We start from the raw sequence: 16,445 nt of genomic DNA, 5'->3' as shown, positions 1-16,445 counted from the left end.
ATCACGTCATGCGCTCCTGCAGCAGCATCTCGAGCGACCGCAGGAACGCGTTGAAGCTGATCGGCTTCGTCCAGTACTCGGCGAAGCCCGCATCGAGGGCGCGCCGGATGTCCTCCGGCATGGCATTGGCCGAGACGGCAATGCAAGGTGTGTGCGCGGTTTCGGGCAGGGTGCGCAGCCGCCGCAGCACCTCGAAGCCGTCGAAATCCGGCAACTGCATGTCCACCAGCACAAGATCCGGCCGCAGCGCCCGCGCTCGCGCCACGCCGCGCTCGCCGGTGGGCTCCGAGACGATCGCCATGCGGGAGCGGCTGGCCACCACTTCCTCGAGCAGCATCACGTTGATCGGGTTGTCCTCGATGTAGAGCAGCTGTCCCACGCGCTCGTGCCTGCCGACGGACGGTGCCGCGTCTTGCGCGGGGGGCGGCTCGGCCGGTGCCGCATCGGCGCGCGGGAGCAGCACCTCGAAAGTCGAGCCGCGCCCGGGCTGGCTGTCCACGATGATCGAGCCGCCCATGTGCGTGACCAGTGTCTTCACGATCGCCAGCCCGATGCCGGTGCCCTCGATGCCTTCCGACTCGATGCCCAGGCGGTTGAACGGCTCGAACAGATGTGCGCGCTGCTCGGCGGTGAGGCCCCGGCCGGTGTCGCTCACGCGCAGCACGACCTGGGCCCCGCGCACCGCGGCTTCGACCGTTGCCTCGCCGGCTTGCCGGTTGTACTTGATCGCGTTGCTGAGCAGGTTGATCAGCACCTGGCGCAGGCGCGTGCGGTCGGCGATGACGCAGCCGTCGATGCGGGCGGTGTGCACCTGCACGCCGAAGCTGTCTGCCAGCGGCACCACCAGCGGCAGCGCCTCGGCGATCAGTTCGTCCAGCGCGACCGGCTGAAGCTCGAGACGCAGCTGTCCGCTCTCGAGGCTCGACAGGTCGAGCACGTCGTTGATCAAGGAGAGCAGGTGTTCGCCCGCCGACAGGATGTGCTCGATGCGTCCGCGCTGCTCGGCCGATGCGCCGCCGTTGTCGAGCTGCAGCAGCTGGGCGAAGCCCAGCACTGCGTTGAGCGGCGTGCGCAACTCGTGGCTCATGCGCGCGAGGAACTGGGACTTGGCTTCGCTTTCGCGTTGCGCGATCAGCCTGTCGCGGCGCTCGGCTTCCGCAGTGACGTTGTCGGTGATGTCCCAGTTGACGCCGATGTAGCGAAGCCTGCCGTCGGGATCGGTCACCGGGGTGGAGCGCGACGCGAGCCAGTGCACCGAGCCATCCGGCCACACGACGCGAAACTCGTAGGCCGCGCTGCGGCCTTGGAGCGCCGCATCCGCGAGCATGCGCTCGATGTGCTCGCCGTCGTCGGGATGGGCGATCGCGCGCCGGCCTGCGGAGTCCGGCGCCACGGCCTGCGGCTCGCGCCCGCGCAGGCGGTACATCTGCTCGTCCCAGAGGGCGGTGTCGCCGGCCGGTTGCCATTCCCAGGTGCCCAGGCCGACGCTGTGCGCGGTGAGCGCCACGCGTTCGGTGGCGCTGTGCAACGCGGCCTCGGTGCGCACGCGTTCGGTCACGTCGATCGTGATGCCATAGATCATGCGACGGCCGTTGCGCATCACGCGCCGGGCCCGGTTCATCATCCAGCGCACTTCGCCGCCAGGCCACACGACGCGGTACTGCTCCTCGCGCGTGTCCTGCTGCGAATTCAGCAGCGACTCGCGCGCCGTGCTCATCATCGCGCGATCGTCCGGATGGATGATGGTGCCGACCCACTCGTCGCGCGAAGGAACGCCCAGTTCCGGCGAGCGGCCCATCAAGCGAAACATCTCGGCATTCCACTCGCCCTGCTCGGTCTCGGGATCGCGCGTGAAGATGCCCAAGCCGGCCGAATGGGTGGCGATCTCCAGCCGCTGCGCCAGCTCGTTCGCGCGGCGCGATTTGTCGACCTGCTCGGTCACGTCGAGCGCGACGCCGACGAACTCCAGCGGCTCGCCCTTGGCGTCGCGCCTCAGCATCCGCCGCGTCAGCACGTAGCGCCATGTTCCGTCGGAGCGACGGTAGCGTGCTTCCATGTCGACCGGCCGATCCGATGCCAGCGCCGTGTGCGCGGCTGCGATCACGCGCGGCAGGTCGTCCGGGTGAATCATCGCCCGGACTTCCTCCAGCGACAGCCCCTCGGGCCGCGGCGGAATGTCGAGCACCTGGTACGCGCGGTAGTTGTAGTGCATGCGGTTGGTCCGCAAGTCCTGCCGCCAGATCGCGATGTTGCCGAGATCAACCGCCAACCGAAGCTGCTCGCTGGTGTCGTTGAACGCCTGCGCGAGCTGATAGGTCTCGGTGTCGTCGACCATGATGCCGACGGTGCGCTCGGGCACGCCGGCTGGCGAGTTCTTGACCTCCCACTGCGAGTGGATGCGCTGCATCGAGCCGTCGGGCAGCAGGACGCGGTAGCGTGCTTCGTACTTGCCGGCTCGCTGCGTCGACTTGGGGTAGTCGGCCGTCTGCCGGTCGTCCGGATGGATGCGCTGCGCGGCGACGTCGAAGTCGGGCGTGCCGGCTTCGGGGTCCATGCCGAAGAAGCGGAACACGTGGCGGTCCCATCGGCCTTCGCCGGACGGGATCTTTCGCTCCCACACGCCGAGCCGGCCGAACTCCTGTGCCGTCTCCAGGAGTTCGGCCAGGCGGCGCTGCTCCGACAGATCGTGCAGACACACCGCGAGCCGTGCGCTCGCGGAGCTGTCGGAGGGCAGCGGCTGCGCGCTGAGCGCGCCCCAGCGGGTGTCGCCCGACGGGTGCCTCCACGGCAGCTCGGTGCGTGCCACGGCGCGTCCGCGGGCCAGCGCCTCGCCGATGGCGGGCCAGGCGCCGCTGCCTTCGACCCCCAGCAGGTCGGCGAAGCGCTGTCCGCGCGCCTGAGTTGCAGCAATGCCGCCGATGCGCTCGAACGCGGGGTTGACCCAGACGATGCGCCCCTCGCCGTCGAGCAGCGCGAGCAGGTCGGCGCTCAGAGCCGCCAGCGCGGACCATGCCCCCGCAATGCCGGTCGGCGCTTCGGCAGCATCCATGGGCATTGGCAGGCGCTAGGTGGCGACCTGCAGCACCAGCTTGCCGAAGTTCTCGCCGTTGAAGAGCTTGAGCAGCGTCTCGGGAAAGCTCTCGAGCCCGACGACCACGTCTTCCTTCGACTTCATGCGCCCCGACTTCAGGTGCTCGGCCAGTTCCGCGATCGCCACCGGATAGCGGTCGGCGTAGTCGAACACGACCAGGCCTTCCATGCGCGCCCGGTTGACGAGCAGCGAAAGGTAGTTCTTCGGCCCCTGCACCGGGGCGGTGTTGTTGTACTGACTGATGGCGCCGCAGATGACGACCCGTGCCTTCCGGTTGATGCGGGCCAGCACATGGTCGAGGATCTCACCGCCCACGTTGTCGAAGTACACATCGACGCCGTCAGGACAGTGCGTCTTCAGGCCGTCGCGCACGCTGCCGCCCTTGTAGTCGATGCAGGCATCGAAACCCAGCTCCTTGACGACCCAGTCGCACTTGGCCTGGCCGCCGGCGATGCCGACGGCGCGGCAGCCCTTGACCTTCGCGAGCTGGCCGACCGTCTGGCCCACCGCGCCCGCGGCGCCGGAGACGACGACCGTGTCGCCCGGCTTGGGCTGGCCGACATCGAGCAGTCCGAAGTAGGCCGTCATGCCGGGCATGCCCAGCACGTTGAGCCACTGCGTCGGGGTGCCCGCGCGGGGATCGATCTTGAACAGGCCGGCGCGCTTCATCTGATCGGCCGCGATCGTGGCGTACTCCTGCACGTTCAGCATCGCGCTCACATGGTCGCCGACCGCGAAGGCGGGACTCTTCGAGGCGACGACCACGCCGATGCCGCCGGCGCGCATCACGTCATCGATGCCCACCGGCGGGATGTAGCTCTTGACGTCGTTCATCCAGCCGCGCATCGCCGGATCGAGCGACAGGAACAGCGTCTTCACGACGATGCCGCCGTCGGCAGGCTCGCCCACGGGTTCCGTGGTGAAGCGCCAGTTGTCGCGGGCAGGCAGGCCGACCGGGCGGGACGCGAGTCGAATCTGATGGTTCTCGAGGTCCGAGAGCGTGTGCATCGAGGTGTCTCCTAGGTGACGTTCGCACGGTGCCGTGCGGTCGATGGTAGCGCCATGGCCGGCGTGGTCGGACGAGTCCGACACCATCAGACGCTGCCTGCCGATACCTGCGTGCCGGCAGGCTCCGTAGATTCCCTGACATGAGTCCACGGCTCGTCGCCTTCTCACGAGACCTGCTGGCCGGACTGAGCCTGGTCGCAGTCGTCGTCGCCTGGAGTGCGGCGACCACCACTCGACCGGTTCGGCCGGTACAGCAGTTCGACGTGCAGCGTTACGCCGGAACCTGGTACGAGGTGGCCCGCGTACCCCATGGGCTGCACAAGCGTTGCGTGGCGGATGCCACCGCGACGTACCGGCCGCTGGCCGACGGCTCGCTGCGCATCGTGCAGCGCTGTCGGGACGCCGACGAGCAGTGGGGCGTGACGGTGGGCCGCGCCAGCATGCCGAGCGGTGATGCCGCAGGCGCGCGCATGAAAGTCAACTACCTTCCGTCGTGGCTCGCCTGGTGGCCCTCCGCGCACGAGCACCACTGGGTGGTGCTGCTGGACGACGAATACCGGTATGCCGTTGTCAGCGACCCCGATCGCACGAAGCTGACCATCTTGTCGCGTACGCCGTCGCTGGACGTGGCGACTTACGAGGACATCGTGGCCCGGTTGCGCGCGCAGCAATATCCGGTGGACAGGCTCGTCGCCACGCCGCAGCACGACGAGCTGCGGCTGCGACCGGTGGCGCGACAGCCGCGCCTGATCGTGTGACCAGAAAGGACCTCCTCATGAAGAGCATCTACGCATGGACAGTGGCCTTCGTGGCGCTGGCGCTGGGAGCCTGCGACAACCGGACCTCGGACGGCACGACGGTCGGGCAGAAGGTCGATCAGGGCATCGCCACGGCGCAGACCGCCGCCACCGAAGCCAAGCAGAGCGCCAAGCGAAGCCTCGACGAAGCCGCTCAGGTGAGCCAGGAGAAGTCGCAGGTGCTGGCCGAGAAGGTTGGCGATGCGGCGATCACGGCATCGATCAAGGCCGGCATCGCCAAGGATCCCGAGCTGAGCGCCTTGCGCATCAACGTCGACACCCGCGACGGGAAGGTGGCGCTGTACGGATCGGCGCCCAGCGAGGCGGCTCGTCAGCGGGCGCAGACCATCGCGCAGAACGAGAAGGGCGTGACCGGGGTGGAAAACAAGGTGGCGGTCGAGTCCAAGTAGCGCATACGGCCGTTCCCAGAAAAAAACGCGGCCGAGGCCGCGTTTTTTGTTGGCGCTGGATCCGCAGCTTTACAGCGGGCGGATGTTCGCGGCCTGCAGGCCCTTCTGGCCCTGCTTGACTTCGAATTCGACGCGCTGGTTTTCCTGCAGCGTCTTGAAGCCATTGCCCTGGATATCGCGGAAGTGGGCGAACAGGTCAGCGCCGCCCGCGTCTTGAGCGATGAAGCCGTAGCCCTTGCTCTCGTTGAACCACTTCACGGTACCGGTTTGCGTCGTCATGGACGATCCTTCTTTCTACAAGGTAATGCGCAGCACATGCTCCGCATGCAGAGACACTCAAGAACGTTATTCGGGGATTTCTAACGAGACCGCGCCGGAACCGGCGTGGCATGGAAATAGATCACTCACAACCACAAGTCTTGCGTATACCTGTGCGGCTAATGTACCTCATTGGGCCGGGGCCGGCTGGCGGGCCGTCTGTGAGGGGTGCGGCCTTTGCGCAGAATGAGCGCAATGAAACTCTCCGTACTCGATCAATCGGTCGCCATCGCCGGCCGCGGCGAAGACGAGGCGATCCGCGACACGCTCGGCCTGGCCGAGCACTGCGAAGCCCTCGGCTATGCCCGCTTCTGGCTCAGCGAACACCACAGCCTCGCCACCATCGTCGGCAGCGCACCCGAAATCCTGATGGCCGCGATCGCGGCGCGCACCTCGCGTATCCGCATCGGCAGCGCCGGGGTCATGCTGCCGCACTACTCCGCGCTGAAGGTCGCCGAGCAGTTTCGCGTGCTGGAGGCGCTTGCTCCCGGGCGCATCGACCTGGGTGTCGGCCGCGCGCCGGGCGGTGACATGCGTACTGCACAGGCGTTGAATCCGGATGCGGCGCTTGCCGCCGAAGCCTTTCCGCAGATGGTGCGTGATCTGCAGGCGTGGACATCCCAGCCACAGCATCGCGGGATCGCAGCCCATCCACGGGGTCCGCATGCGCCCGAGATCTGGATCCTCGGCAGCTCGGACTACGGCGCGCAGCTCGCGGCGCACTATGGGCTGCCGTATGCCTTCGCATACTTCTTCACCGACGGGCAGGGGGCCGAGCAGGCGATCGAGCTCTATCGAACGCTGTACCGGCCGAGCGAGCGTCATCCGCTGCCGCAGGCCACCTTGTGCGTCTGGGCGCTGGCCGCCGACACCGAGGACGAGGCCATGCACCACGCGTTGAGCCGCGAGCGCTGGCGCGTGGACCGCCAGCGCGGCGTGTTCGGGCCCTTGCAGGCGCCGGCCGATGTCGCCGCCCAAGGCTTCGCCGAGTCCGATGTGCCCATCGTCCAGGGCATGCGAAGCAAGGCCTTCGTGGGCGCGCCCGCCCAGGTGGCGGACAAGTTGCGTGCATTGGCGACGCGCTTCGAGATGGACGAACTGGTGATCAACACCTGGGCGCACGATCCGCTCGTGCGCCGGCGCTCCTACGCCTTGCTGGCCGAGCACGCGATGTGATGCAGCGCATCGACTTCGAGCTGCGCGGCGAGTTCGTCACGCTCGACAACCTCCTGAAGGCCACCGGCCTCGCCGGCAGCGGAGGCGCCGCCAAGGCGATGGTGGCCGAAGGCCTCGTGCAGGTGGACGGGCGCGACGAACTGCGCAAGACCTGCAAGATCCGCGCGGGGCAGGTCGTCAGCGTGCACGGCGCGCGGGTGCGAGTCATCGCCCCCGCGGCCGAAGGCGATCAGAACTTGTAGTTCAGGCCGACCGAGTACATGTCGGTATCGGCCTTCTCGCCGAAGGCCTTGAACTTGTAGCGCTCCCATTCGCCGCGAAGACTGGCCTGCTTGTTGAAGTCGTACTGCACGCCAAGGCCGTACTTGGCATTGGTATCGCGATCGCTGGTCCCCAGGCTCGTCTTGCCCTTGCCGTTGAAGGCGCCGATGCGTCCCAGTGCCGAGAAGCTCTCGGTGATCGGCACCTTGCCGACCGCATCGACGAAGATGCCATCGCCCTTCACGTCACCGGCCGCGCTCTTGGCCTTGCCCACGTTCGCATAGCCGGCCTCGACGGCGATGTTCGGCGTGATCTCGTAGCCGCCGTACACCTTTCCGCCGGTGCTCGAATCGTCGGTGGGAAGGCCGCCGATGTCCGGTCCCTTGTACTTGCTGCTGCCCAGGCTGCCGCCGACATACGGGCCTTGGGCCTGTGCCGAAAGCGCGACCAGCGCGGCCGCGGAGATGAGTGCTTTGGCAATCAATTTCATTGGAATACTCCTTTTCTGATGGATGCCTTCGGCCCTTTGCAGGCCGTCAGCGCTTCTCACCTTGCCTGTCTTGTGCAACGGCGTCGTGGTCGCTTGGTGAGTGCCTGTGGCTGTACGTAAAGGCACGTGAAAGGCGTGACGCACAAGCCCGGAGAGGGAACCGCAGGCATTTGCGTTGCTCGAAAGCGCGGGTGTGGCGGGCGCACATCGCTGACGCAGCCGCACCACATCCCCTGCGTCGCGTAGGGAATGCGCTCAAGCCAGGCGCAGCAGGTCCGAGTGCATGCGCTCGAGCGCTGACCGGGCCGGGGGGTCGGCGCGCAGGAACGCGAAGTCCGCGAAATCAAATCCAGGTCCGACGGTCGCTCCCACCAGCGCCAGCTCGCCGAGCGGCTCGGCTGCCTGCCACCAATGCGCCGGCACCACGTGGCGCGGCGCATGGTGCGAGTCCACTGCCTCCAGATCGACTGCATGCAGCGCATCCAGCGCAGGCGGCATCAGCCACAAGCGCAGCGGCCCGCCCTCCAGCAGGTGCCACACCTCGTCCGAGGCCACGCGATGCCAGGCGCTGCACTGGCCGCGCACCAGCAGGAAGTCGATCGTCGTGAGCGCGCTGCGCTGCGGCCGCGCATCGCCCGGCTGCACCTGCAGTGCCGAGCGGAACACCTCGCGGTAGAAACCGCCCTCGGGATGCGGCTGCAATTGCAGGCGCGACACCAGCTCGGCGGCGCGTCCCTGGAGTGGAGCAGATGCGGTCATGACGGAGCAAGGATAGCCCTCGCACTGGCATCATGGCGGACATGACGATCGCCTTGCCGCCCCCATTCACCGACCCGCGCCTGCTCGGCGAGGCGCTGCGCTCCACCGGCCATGCCGCCTTGAATCCCGCGGGACTTGCCACGCTGATCGATGCGAACGCCGCGGCACTCGATGCACTCGGCCCCAGCTGGAACGACCTGCCGCCCGATACCTACCTGCGCGACGGCGGGCGCTATCGGCGCCGGCGCCACTCGTGCTTCGTCGTCGACGCCGCCGAAGTCACGCAGGCGCCCCATCGGGCGCACTGGCAGCCGGTGGAATACAACGCGCTGCACGGCGGGCTCGAGCGCTGGTTCGAGCCGATGGACGCCGCTGTCGTCGCACGGCCGGTGTGGACGTCGATGCTGCGTTCGCTGGCCGGCATCTGCTCTTCGCTGAAGGGAGCGCAGCCCTGGTACGTGGAGGCGCATCAGTTCCGCATCGACACCACCGACGGCATCGGCCGGCCGACGCCGGAAGGCGCGCACCGCGACGGCGTCGATTTCGTCGTGGTCGCCCTCGTCGATCGCGCCGGGGTGAAAGGCGGGGAGACGCGGGTATTCGACGCCGACGGTCCCACCGGCATCCGCTTCACGATGACCGAACCCTGGACCACGCTGCTGCTCGACGACGAGCGCGTCATCCACGAGACGACGCCGATCCAGCCGTTGCAGCCGCAAGTGGGACACCGCGACACGCTGGTGCTGACGTTTCGCGCGAACGGGTTCCAGGGGCCGGGGTGACAGCCTGACAGGGCCCTACTTCAACAGCGTCTGCTGCAGGAACAGCACCGTCGCATAGAACTCGTAGTCCGCGTTCTCCTTGCGGGCGAAGCCGTGGCCCTCGTTCTCGGCACGCAGGTACCACACCGGCGTCTGGTTCTCGCGCGCCTTGGCGACGATCTGCTCGGCTTCGGTGTACGGCACGCGGGGATCGTTCTTGCCCTGGACGACGAAGAGCGGCTTGGTGATGCGGTGCGCCTGCGTGAGCGGCGAGATCTTCTGCAGGAACTCGCGCATCGCCGGATCGCGTTCGTCGCCGTATTCGACGCGCCGAAGGTCGCGCCGGTAGCTCTCGGTGTTCTGCAGGAAGGTGACGAAGTTGGAGATGCCGACCACGTCGATCGCCCCGGCAATGCGGTCGGCGTAGTGGGTGGCCGACGCCAGGCTCATGTAGCCGCCATAGCTGCCGCCGGACACCAGCACGCGTGCCGCATCGAACTGCGGCTGGGTGGCGATCCAGTCGAGCAGCGATCCGATGTCACGAACGGAGTCCTCGCGCTTGACGCCGTTGTCGAGCGTCAGGAAGGTCTTGCCGTATCCGGACGATCCGCGCACGTTGGGCTCGATGATGGCGATGCCGAGTTCGTTGACGAAGTAGTTGTAGCGCCCGCGGAAACCCACCTTGGCCTGTGCCTCTGGCCCGCCGTGGATCAGGATGAGAACCGGCCGCGGCCCGGCGAAGCGTGCCGGCGGCAGCGTCATCAGCCCGGAGATGAGGCGCCCGTCGAAGCTCTTCCAGCGCACGATCTGCTGGTCGCTGAACCGCGTTGCGTCTATGCCCGGCGGCGCGTAGGCGCGGGTCCACTGCTGGATCGCGCCCGTGGCCGGATCCAGCGAGTGGACCTCGCTCGGACCCTTGGGGCCGTTGAGCATCAGCGCCAGCTCGCCCAGCCGGCGATGAAAGCCCACCGAGCGGACACTGCCCGCGGGGAGCCGGGGTGCCGGGAGCTCCTTCAGGCTGCGTCCGTCGAACAGCCGCAGTTCCTCGCGCCCGTCGACGTTGGCGCGCAAGGCGATCAGCTTGCCGTCCTCGGTGAGAGTGCCGCCGCTCATGTCCCACGGGATGTGCCGGGTGATCGGCAGGAAGCGCTTGGTGGCGAAGCGGTAGAAGGCCAGCTCGTTGAACTCGCCGTCGCGGTCGGTGACGACGAAGATGCCCGTGTTGTCGCGCCGAAAGCCGATCGCGAGGAACACGCCGCGGTCCTTGCTTCGCGGCGCCGGCAGCACCTGCGCCGATTGGCCGGTGGCCAGGCTCATGAGCCACACCTGCGATTCGTTGGCCGAGAGGTAGCGGTTGAGCACGACCTGCTTGTCGTCCCACGACACGCCGCCGACGCTCCAGCCGCCGCCGGGCAGCTCCGCGAGTCGGCGGCGCGACGTGGGATGGGCCGGATCGAGCAGGGTCAGCGTCTGGGTTACCGACGTTCGCGTGCCGTTGCGCGCCGTCCGGTCGAGCGGCAGCGAGCTGATCAGCAGCTGCGAGCTCAGGTGCAGCCAGCCTTCGATCTCGTGGCGCTCGCTCGGCTCGGTCAGCAGCGCGACCTGCCGGCTGTCGAGGTCGAGCCGATAGATCTGATCGGCTTCGCTGCCCCCGGCGCTGCGTTCGAAGACCAAATACCGGCCTTCGCGCGGCTCGTAGCTGGCCGAGGTGACCGGGTCGGCGAAATCGGTGAGCTGCTCCGGCTCTGCCATCGGCTGCGCGATGCGAAACAGCTGCGCCGTGTTTCCGCCGGCGGGGCGATGCGCCACCAGCAGCTCACGCCGCGTGGGATGCCAATCGACGAGGCCGTGGCCGCGGAAGTCGGTGTACTTCTCGACCTGCTGCACCAGGCTCTGCGGAATCGGCGGGATCCCCTGCACGACGAGGTTGCCGTTGGGCGTCAACACGTCCAGTGGCGCCGAAGCGGCAGGCGGCGCGGCGGGAACGTCGGGCGGGGCGGGGGTGGTGCAGGCGGCCAGCGCCGCGGCCATGAGCGCGAGAGGGGCGAGCAGCTTCATGGGGCTGCGATTGTGCCTGCGCGCCCGGTACGGCGTCGGCATCACTGGCGCACATCGGCCACCACGTCGGTGCCGAAATCGTCGCGCTGGAGGTAGGCCAGCACGCGGGCCGCCGCGTCCCGCGGACGCGTGAGCTGGCCTGATGCACGCAAGGTGACGAACATGTCCTGCTCGGGAAAGCCCCCGGGGTCTGCCGAGCGCAGCTGCTTCTGCATGTCGGTGTCGATGACTCCGGGCGCCAGCGACACGACGCGGGCTGCATGGCCACGGTGCGCTTCGTCGAGCGCCACTGCCCGCGAGAAGTGGTCCATGCCGGCCTTGGCCGCGCAGTAGACCGCGCTGCCCGCCATCGCCCTGCGGCCCAGACCCGAGGAGATGTTCAACACCTTGCAGCCGCCCTGCCGGCGTGCGCGCCACTCGCCGGTGGCGCGCAGGAAGGCGCGGGTGAGCAGCATCGCGGCCTCCAGCCCGACCCGCAGTGCCGCCGACAGCTCCTCGTCGCTGCCCGCATCGACCGGTCCGATGTGCGTGATGACGCCGGCGTTGTTGATCAGCACGGCTTCGTCGAACTGCGCCGCATCGAAGCCGTGCAGCCAGGCCTCGACCTGGCGCGCCAGCGGCAGCGGATCGCCCAGGTCGCGCGACCACTGCTCCAGCTGCGCCGGCGCGGCCTCGGCCTTCGCCGCGAGCTCGACGTTCACGTGGCGCGAGATGCACAGCAGCGTCGTGTCGATGCCCAGCAGCTGCTCCGCCATTGCGGCGCCGAGTCCGCGCGAAGCGCCGGTGAGGATGTGAAGTCGTGAAGTCATGGCGTGTCTCCCCAGTTCGAAGGGCCAACATGCCACAGGGGTCGTTGACGATCAAGGGTGGTGCTGCGACACTTGCCGCCTTCCTCGCGGCGCCTGCCGCGCCCATGCAACCCACACCACAAGGAGACGTGCCATGTCCCAGCAAAAGACGATTGCACCTTCGGCTCCTTCGCTGGTCGCCTGACGGCAGGGTTCACGAGTCTGTCCTGCTGACCTCCGGGTCTTCGCTGCAGCAGTTCTCCCCGTTCGATCCATGCTGATCGCGGCCGTCTAAGGCGCCGCTGCCCTTTCACGTCCTTCCATTTCCGCGCCGCCGCGCGCGGGGCGTCGCTGCGCGTTCGTCGCGCCGGCGTCTTCATGCCTTGTTGCAAACACACACCATGATCGACATCGATTTCGAACGCCTGCGCTGCATGGGCCTCACTCCTGCGATGGCCCAGCACCTGGCGATGCAGACCGTCCCCGAGGGCGGTCCCTTCACGCTGATGCGACTCATCGAAGTGCACCGCGAAACGCTGCGGCTGCACGACGGACAGCACGAGCATTCGGCGCGCGTCTTGCCGCGCCTCACCCGCGAGCTGGCAGAGCAAGACACCGCGCTCGCCGTCGGCGACTGGGTGCTGGCGACGCCCGACGTGCACGGCGACTGCTGGGTGCACATGCAGGCGCCGCCGCTCACCCACATCGTGCGCCGCGACGCCGACGGCAGCCGCCATCCCGTCGTCAGCAACGTCGACACGGCCTTGCTGGTGATGGGCCTGGACGACGACTACAACCTTCGCCGCCTCGAGCGCTATCTGGCGCTGGTGCAAGGCAGCGGCGTGCAGCCGGTGATCGTGCTGACCAAGGTCGACGTCGCGGCGCCGACACCCGAGCTGCTCTCGCCGATGCTGCAGGAGTTGCGAGCGCGCGTGTCCGGCTCGCTCGACGTGGTCGCGGTGAACGCCACGCATGCATCGGCGGCCCACGCGCTCGCGCCGTACCTGCACGCCGGCCAGACGGTCGTGCTGATGGGCTCGTCGGGGGCCGGCAAGAGCACGCTGACCAACACGCTGGCCGGCGCCGCCCTGCAGGACACGGGGGCCGTTCGCGAGCACGACAGCCGCGGCAAGCACACGACGACGTCGCGTTCGCTGCACCCCCTGCAGGGCGGCGCCTGCGTCATCGACACGCCGGGGCTGCGTGCGCTGCGTCCCGATGTGGACGAGGCCACGCTGGCCTGGCTCTTCGACGACATCGGCAAGCTCGCGCTGCACTGCCGCTTCCGCGACTGCCGCCACCAGGACGAGCCCGGCTGCGCGGTCCGCGAAGGCATCGCCGGCGACCGCCTGCGCAACTACCACAAGCTGATGCGTGAGGCGCGGCGCGACACGATGACGGTGCTCGAGCGGCAACAGCAGGCCTCGGTGTGGCGGGCGCGCGGCAAGGCGACGCGGCAGTGGATGAAGATGAAGCGGGGAGAGGCTTGACCTACCTCTCTTCGCAGGGCCCGCCCTTGTCGAAGATGATCTTCCAGACCCCGGGCGCTTCCTGTCGCCAGATCGACGTGAAGCGCCCGATGCACTTGCCCGCCGGATCGAACACCGGTCCGGTGCTCAGCGCCAGCGTGCCGGAGTCGAGCGCTTCCACCCGGTCGGGACGCCACGAGAACGGCGCCGCCGGCTTGTCGTAGAACCGCTTCCACCAGTCGGTGACCGCGGCCTTGCCGCGCAACGGCGACGGACCCGAGAAGAAGACCGTCTCTTCCGACAGGAAGCCGCTGAAGCCTGCCAGATCGCGATCGGCCATGGTCTTGGCAAACGCGCGCTCGGTGTCGGCGACCTGGCGCTCCAGCAGCGCGCGGTCGACCGGCCCGGCCGTCGTCGACGGCGCGGAAGGCGCGCTGGCACACGCGGCGAGCAGCGAGCTGCACAGCGCAAGGCAGGAAAGGGCAATGCGCATGGTCGTCTCCATCTGGCGGATCAGGCGGGGTCCGGGTTGCACATCGAAGGCCCGCGGGCACGATCGGGCCGTGGCATGGGACGCGCAGTGTAGGGCGTGTCGCTCGACACTAGTTGTGAAGTGTCAAGACGTTCTTGCGTGACGCCGAGAGACGGGACATAGGCGGCTGGCAGCCGATGCCATGGTGCTCGCGGTGCCAGTTGTAGAAGTGGTTCCAGACGGGCAGTGCGGCTCGCCGTTCGTCGGAGTGGTTGTAGGGTCGTCCATAGGCCCACTCGCGCAAGGCTGACTGGATGAAGCGCTCGGCCTTGCCGTTCGTTGAGGTCGGTAGGCTCGGGTGAACCTGTGCTTGATGTTCAGCTCGTGGCACGCGTCGAAGAAGGCGTTGGAGTGGAACGCTGCGCCGTTGTCCGTGATCAGCCGTTGGATGCTCACGCCGAGCTGGGCGTAGTAGGCGTGCGCTGCGTGCAGGAAGGCCACGGCACTTTGCTTTCGCTCATCGGGATGGATCTGGGTGAACGCGATGCGGCTGTGATCGTCGACGGCCACGAAGACATATTCCCAGCCAACACCGTCGCGGATGCGGCCACCACGGTCGCCCGTGACGCGGTGGCCGGCTCGCTCGATTCGACCCAGCTTCTTGATGTCGATGTGCAACAGCTCGCCAGGGGCCTCCCGCTCGTAGCGCTGAACCGGCTCCACGGGCTGCAGATCGCTGAGCCTGGACAAGCCGGCTCGTCGCAACACGCGGCTGACCGTAGCCTTGGACACGCCCATGTACGAGGCAATGGTGCCCTGAAGAAACAGCTTGCGCCTAAGCTCCACGATGGCCAACGCAACACGAGGTTCTATGGCTCGAGGCGACTTGGCCGGCCGCGAAGACCTGTCCAACAGCCCTTGCGGTCCGTCGGCCAGCTAACGAGCCAGCCACTTGCGCGCGGTCACGGCGCTGACGCCGTGCAAGGCACCTGCCTGCGAAGGGGAAAGGCCACGTGCGGTCATGTCTTGGACCATCTCAAGGCGGCGCAAGTACGTCAATCGGGCATTCTTATGGGTGTTCATCCGGACTTGGTTGTTGAGTTGACTGGGGGTTTGGCAATTTCCAGTCTCTCAAAACCTTTCCGGGTGGACACCCGCAACAACCTATTGAAGCTTCACAACTAGGCGCGAACTGGCGCGCGCGATGGCAGCTTCAGCACGCCGGTTGTCAGACCCGTGCCCGCCAGGATCACGGCGCAGCCGATCACCATCTGCGGCGTGATGCCTTCGTCGAGGAACACCCAGCCCCACAGCACCGCGAAGACCGGAATCAGGAACGTCACCGCGATGGCGTTGGCCGGCCCCACGTGTGCGATGAGGCGGAAGTAGAGGACATAGGCAACGCCGGTGCAGGCGACCGCGAGCAGCCCGGCCGCGATCCATGCCGTCTGCGACGGCATCGCCGCGGGCCACCACAGCAGGGCGAGCGGCAGCAGGACCAGCGTCGCGGAAAGCTGGCTGCCGGTGGCCACGGCCAGCGGCGGCACGCCGGTGAACTTCTTCTTCGTGTAGCTCGCCGAGATGCCGTAGCACAGCGTCGCTGCCAGGCACGCGACGATGGCCCAGCCCGACCCGCCCGGCTTGAAGCTGGCCTTGTCCCAGGCCAGCCACAGCACGCCGGCGAAGCCGATTGCCAGGCCGACGATGCGCGACGGGGTGAGCCTGTCGTTCAGCCACAGCCACGCGATGACGGCGCCGAACAGCGGCGTCGCCGCGTTGAAGATGGAGGACAGTCCGGCCGTGATCGACAGCGCCGCATAGCTGTAGCAGAGAAACGGCAGCGCCGAGTTCAGCACACCGACGATCAGCAGCGGGCGCCAATGCACCCGCAGCTCGCCGAGCTGGCCGCGCGCCCGCAGCAGCGGCAGCAGGAACAGCGTCGCCCCGATCACCCGCACGGCAGCCAGCGCCACCGGCCCGAACTCGACCGCTCCCATGCGCATGAAGAGGAACGACGCGCCCCACAGCGCGGCGAGCGCGAACAGCTCGCCAACATCGGATGTTTTCAATGCAGCTCCTGCTGGTGCCCTTCGAGCGCGAGCAGCGCCCGCTTGCGGTGCAGCCCTCCCGCGTAGCCGGTGAGCGCGCCGCCGCTGCCGACGACGCGGTGGCAAGGCACGATGATGGACAGCGGATTCTTCCCGACCGCGGCGCCGACCGCGCGCACCGCGCCCGGTGACCCTACTCGGCGGGCGACGTCGAGGTAGCTGCAGGTCTGTCCCGGCACGATGGCCAGCAGCTGCCGCCACACATTGCGCTGGAAATCGGTGCCGTGCAGGTCCAGCGGCACATCGAAGCGCGACGAGCGGCCGGCGAAGTAGGCTTCCAGCTGGTCTGCCGCCGCGCGCAGCAGCCGGTCATCGGGACACTGTGGCGCGTCGAGTGCACCCGCGTGGTACTTCTGGCCTTCGAACCACGCGCCGGCGAGGCCGTCGGCCGTGCGCGCGAGCAGCAGCGCGCCCAGCGGCGTGGCGATCGTCGCCTGCGCAGTGCAGCGGCGTCGAATGACCGAGGTGGCAAAGCTCAT

At 68.1% G+C, this 16,445-nt stretch carries 16 protein-coding genes and 1 pseudogene; 6 read left to right on the top strand and 11 right to left on the bottom strand.

The features are described from left to right. Window position 1 precedes the first annotated feature (1 nt). Both P7V53_RS18525 and P7V53_RS18520 read right to left on the bottom strand, forming a co-directional pair. Window positions 2–3,049 (bottom strand): PAS domain-containing protein, encoded by a 3,048-nt coding sequence (locus P7V53_RS18525; protein WP_280150991.1) that lies wholly within the window; start codon window positions 3,047–3,049, stop codon window positions 2–4. 15 nt (window positions 3,050–3,064) lie between these two features. After that, window positions 3,065–4,099, bottom strand: a complete 1,035-nt coding sequence (locus P7V53_RS18520; RefSeq protein WP_280150990.1) for an NADP-dependent oxidoreductase — start codon at window positions 4,097–4,099, stop codon at window positions 3,065–3,067. 140 nt (window positions 4,100–4,239) lie between these two features. Between P7V53_RS18520 and P7V53_RS18515 the strand changes: the two genes are divergently transcribed. Next, window positions 4,240–4,857, top strand: a complete 618-nt coding sequence (locus P7V53_RS18515; protein WP_280150989.1) for a lipocalin family protein — start codon at window positions 4,240–4,242, stop codon at window positions 4,855–4,857. 17 nt (window positions 4,858–4,874) lie between these two features. Beyond that, window positions 4,875–5,306, top strand: coding sequence for a BON domain-containing protein (locus P7V53_RS18510; protein WP_280150988.1), 432 nt, complete (start codon window positions 4,875–4,877; stop codon window positions 5,304–5,306). 69 nt (window positions 5,307–5,375) lie between these two features. On the opposite strand, the gene P7V53_RS18505 is transcribed toward P7V53_RS18510, so the two are convergent. Continuing rightward, window positions 5,376–5,585 (bottom strand): cold-shock protein, encoded by a 210-nt coding sequence (locus tag P7V53_RS18505; RefSeq protein ID WP_280150987.1) that lies wholly within the window; start codon window positions 5,583–5,585, stop codon window positions 5,376–5,378. A 234-nt stretch (window positions 5,586–5,819) separates the two neighbouring features. Here P7V53_RS18505 and P7V53_RS18500 point away from each other — a divergent pair, with 234 nt between their 5' ends. Both P7V53_RS18500 and P7V53_RS18495 read left to right on the top strand, forming a co-directional pair. Continuing rightward, window positions 5,820–6,800 carry an LLM class flavin-dependent oxidoreductase gene (locus P7V53_RS18500; protein WP_280150986.1) on the top strand — a complete coding sequence of 327 codons (981 nt, stop codon included), beginning with the start codon at window positions 5,820–5,822 and terminating at the stop codon, window positions 6,798–6,800. Further along, window positions 6,800–7,042 (top strand): RNA-binding S4 domain-containing protein, encoded by a 243-nt coding sequence (locus tag P7V53_RS18495; protein WP_280150985.1) that lies wholly within the window; start codon window positions 6,800–6,802, stop codon window positions 7,040–7,042. Before P7V53_RS18500 ends, P7V53_RS18495 begins: the two co-directional genes overlap by 1 nt. Here P7V53_RS18495 and P7V53_RS18490 read toward each other — a convergent pair. Together P7V53_RS18490 and P7V53_RS18485 are read right to left on the bottom strand one after the other, a co-directional pair. Then, entirely contained in the window at window positions 7,030–7,551 is a 522-nt protein-coding gene (locus P7V53_RS18490) for a porin family protein (RefSeq protein ID WP_280150984.1), read from the bottom strand. The genes P7V53_RS18495 and P7V53_RS18490 overlap by 13 nt on opposite strands. 255 nt (window positions 7,552–7,806) lie before the next feature. After that, entirely contained in the window at window positions 7,807–8,310 is a 504-nt protein-coding gene (locus P7V53_RS18485; protein ID WP_280150983.1) for a cupin domain-containing protein, read from the bottom strand. A gap of 41 nt (window positions 8,311–8,351) precedes the next feature. Between P7V53_RS18485 and P7V53_RS18480 the strand changes: the two genes are divergently transcribed. Further along, window positions 8,352–9,092 carry a 2OG-Fe dioxygenase family protein gene (locus tag P7V53_RS18480; RefSeq protein ID WP_280150982.1) on the top strand — a complete coding sequence of 247 codons (741 nt, stop codon included), beginning with the start codon at window positions 8,352–8,354 and terminating at the stop codon, window positions 9,090–9,092. Between the two features lie 15 nt (window positions 9,093–9,107). On the opposite strand, the gene P7V53_RS18475 is transcribed toward P7V53_RS18480, so the two are convergent. Together P7V53_RS18475 and P7V53_RS18470 are read right to left on the bottom strand one after the other, a co-directional pair. Further along, window positions 9,108–11,129, bottom strand: coding sequence for a prolyl oligopeptidase family serine peptidase (locus P7V53_RS18475; protein ID WP_280150981.1), 2,022 nt, complete (start codon window positions 11,127–11,129; stop codon window positions 9,108–9,110). 41 nt (window positions 11,130–11,170) lie between these two features. Then, complete coding sequence (locus tag P7V53_RS18470) at window positions 11,171–11,938, bottom strand: SDR family NAD(P)-dependent oxidoreductase (RefSeq protein WP_280150980.1); 768 nt, start codon at window positions 11,936–11,938, stop codon at window positions 11,171–11,173. Window positions 11,939–12,318: 380 nt separating this feature from the next. Between P7V53_RS18470 and rsgA the strand changes: the two genes are divergently transcribed. Then, entirely contained in the window at window positions 12,319–13,407 is a 1,089-nt protein-coding gene (rsgA, locus tag P7V53_RS18465) for a ribosome small subunit-dependent GTPase A (RefSeq protein WP_280150979.1), read from the top strand. Between the two features lies 1 nt (window position 13,408). On the opposite strand, the gene P7V53_RS18460 is transcribed toward rsgA, so the two are convergent. The 4 genes and pseudogenes from P7V53_RS18460 to P7V53_RS18445 all read right to left on the bottom strand — a co-directional run bounded on the left by P7V53_RS18460 (window position 13,409) and on the right by P7V53_RS18445 (window position 16,445). Next, window positions 13,409–13,879 carry a DUF4440 domain-containing protein gene (locus P7V53_RS18460; protein ID WP_280150978.1) on the bottom strand — a complete coding sequence of 157 codons (471 nt, stop codon included), beginning with the start codon at window positions 13,877–13,879 and terminating at the stop codon, window positions 13,409–13,411. A 109-nt stretch (window positions 13,880–13,988) separates the two neighbouring features. After that, window positions 13,989–14,941: pseudogene (locus P7V53_RS18455) on the bottom strand (IS481 family transposase). Window positions 14,942–15,039: 98 nt separating this feature from the next. Continuing rightward, the gene (locus P7V53_RS18450) at window positions 15,040–15,927 is read right to left on the bottom strand and encodes a DMT family transporter (protein WP_280150977.1); all 888 of its coding nucleotides are present in this window, start codon (window positions 15,925–15,927) and stop codon (window positions 15,040–15,042) included. Continuing rightward, the gene (locus P7V53_RS18445) at window positions 15,924–16,445 is read right to left on the bottom strand and encodes a methylated-DNA--[protein]-cysteine S-methyltransferase (protein ID WP_280150976.1); all 522 of its coding nucleotides are present in this window, start codon (window positions 16,443–16,445) and stop codon (window positions 15,924–15,926) included. The genes P7V53_RS18450 and P7V53_RS18445 overlap by 4 nt, the downstream gene beginning before the upstream one ends.

The sequence above is a fragment of the Piscinibacter sp. XHJ-5 genome, from assembly GCF_029855045.1.
Taxonomy (GTDB): domain Bacteria; phylum Pseudomonadota; class Gammaproteobacteria; order Burkholderiales; family Burkholderiaceae_C; genus Albitalea.
The sequence above is the reverse complement of the archived record's forward strand: the minus strand, read 5'-3'. Positions and strand labels throughout refer to the sequence as shown.

Coding starts and splice junctions, on each gene's coding strand:
- P7V53_RS18505 (WP_280150987.1), bottom strand. CDS start 5,585: ATGACGACGCAAACCGGTACCGTGAAGTGGTTCAACGAGAGCAAGGGC.
- P7V53_RS18500 (WP_280150986.1), top strand. CDS start 5,820: ATGAAACTCTCCGTACTCGATCAATCGGTCGCCATCGCCGGCCGCGGC.
- P7V53_RS18520 (WP_280150990.1), bottom strand. CDS start 4,099: ATGCACACGCTCTCGGACCTCGAGAACCATCAGATTCGACTCGCGTCC.
- P7V53_RS18470 (WP_280150980.1), bottom strand. CDS start 11,938: ATGACTTCACGACTTCACATCCTCACCGGCGCTTCGCGCGGACTCGGC.
- P7V53_RS18515 (WP_280150989.1), top strand. CDS start 4,240: ATGAGTCCACGGCTCGTCGCCTTCTCACGAGACCTGCTGGCCGGACTG.
- P7V53_RS18495 (WP_280150985.1), top strand. CDS start 6,800: ATGCAGCGCATCGACTTCGAGCTGCGCGGCGAGTTCGTCACGCTCGAC.
- P7V53_RS18525 (WP_280150991.1), bottom strand. CDS start 3,049: ATGGATGCTGCCGAAGCGCCGACCGGCATTGCGGGGGCATGGTCCGCG.
- P7V53_RS18460 (WP_280150978.1), bottom strand. CDS start 13,879: ATGCGCATTGCCCTTTCCTGCCTTGCGCTGTGCAGCTCGCTGCTCGCC.
- P7V53_RS18485 (WP_280150983.1), bottom strand. CDS start 8,310: ATGACCGCATCTGCTCCACTCCAGGGACGCGCCGCCGAGCTGGTGTCG.
- P7V53_RS18510 (WP_280150988.1), top strand. CDS start 4,875: ATGAAGAGCATCTACGCATGGACAGTGGCCTTCGTGGCGCTGGCGCTG.
- P7V53_RS18480 (WP_280150982.1), top strand. CDS start 8,352: ATGACGATCGCCTTGCCGCCCCCATTCACCGACCCGCGCCTGCTCGGC.
- P7V53_RS18445 (WP_280150976.1), bottom strand. CDS start 16,445: ATGAGCTTTGCCACCTCGGTCATTCGACGCCGCTGCACTGCGCAGGCG.
- P7V53_RS18490 (WP_280150984.1), bottom strand. CDS start 7,551: ATGAAATTGATTGCCAAAGCACTCATCTCCGCGGCCGCGCTGGTCGCG.
- P7V53_RS18475 (WP_280150981.1), bottom strand. CDS start 11,129: ATGAAGCTGCTCGCCCCTCTCGCGCTCATGGCCGCGGCGCTGGCCGCC.
- rsgA (WP_280150979.1), top strand. CDS start 12,319: ATGATCGACATCGATTTCGAACGCCTGCGCTGCATGGGCCTCACTCCT.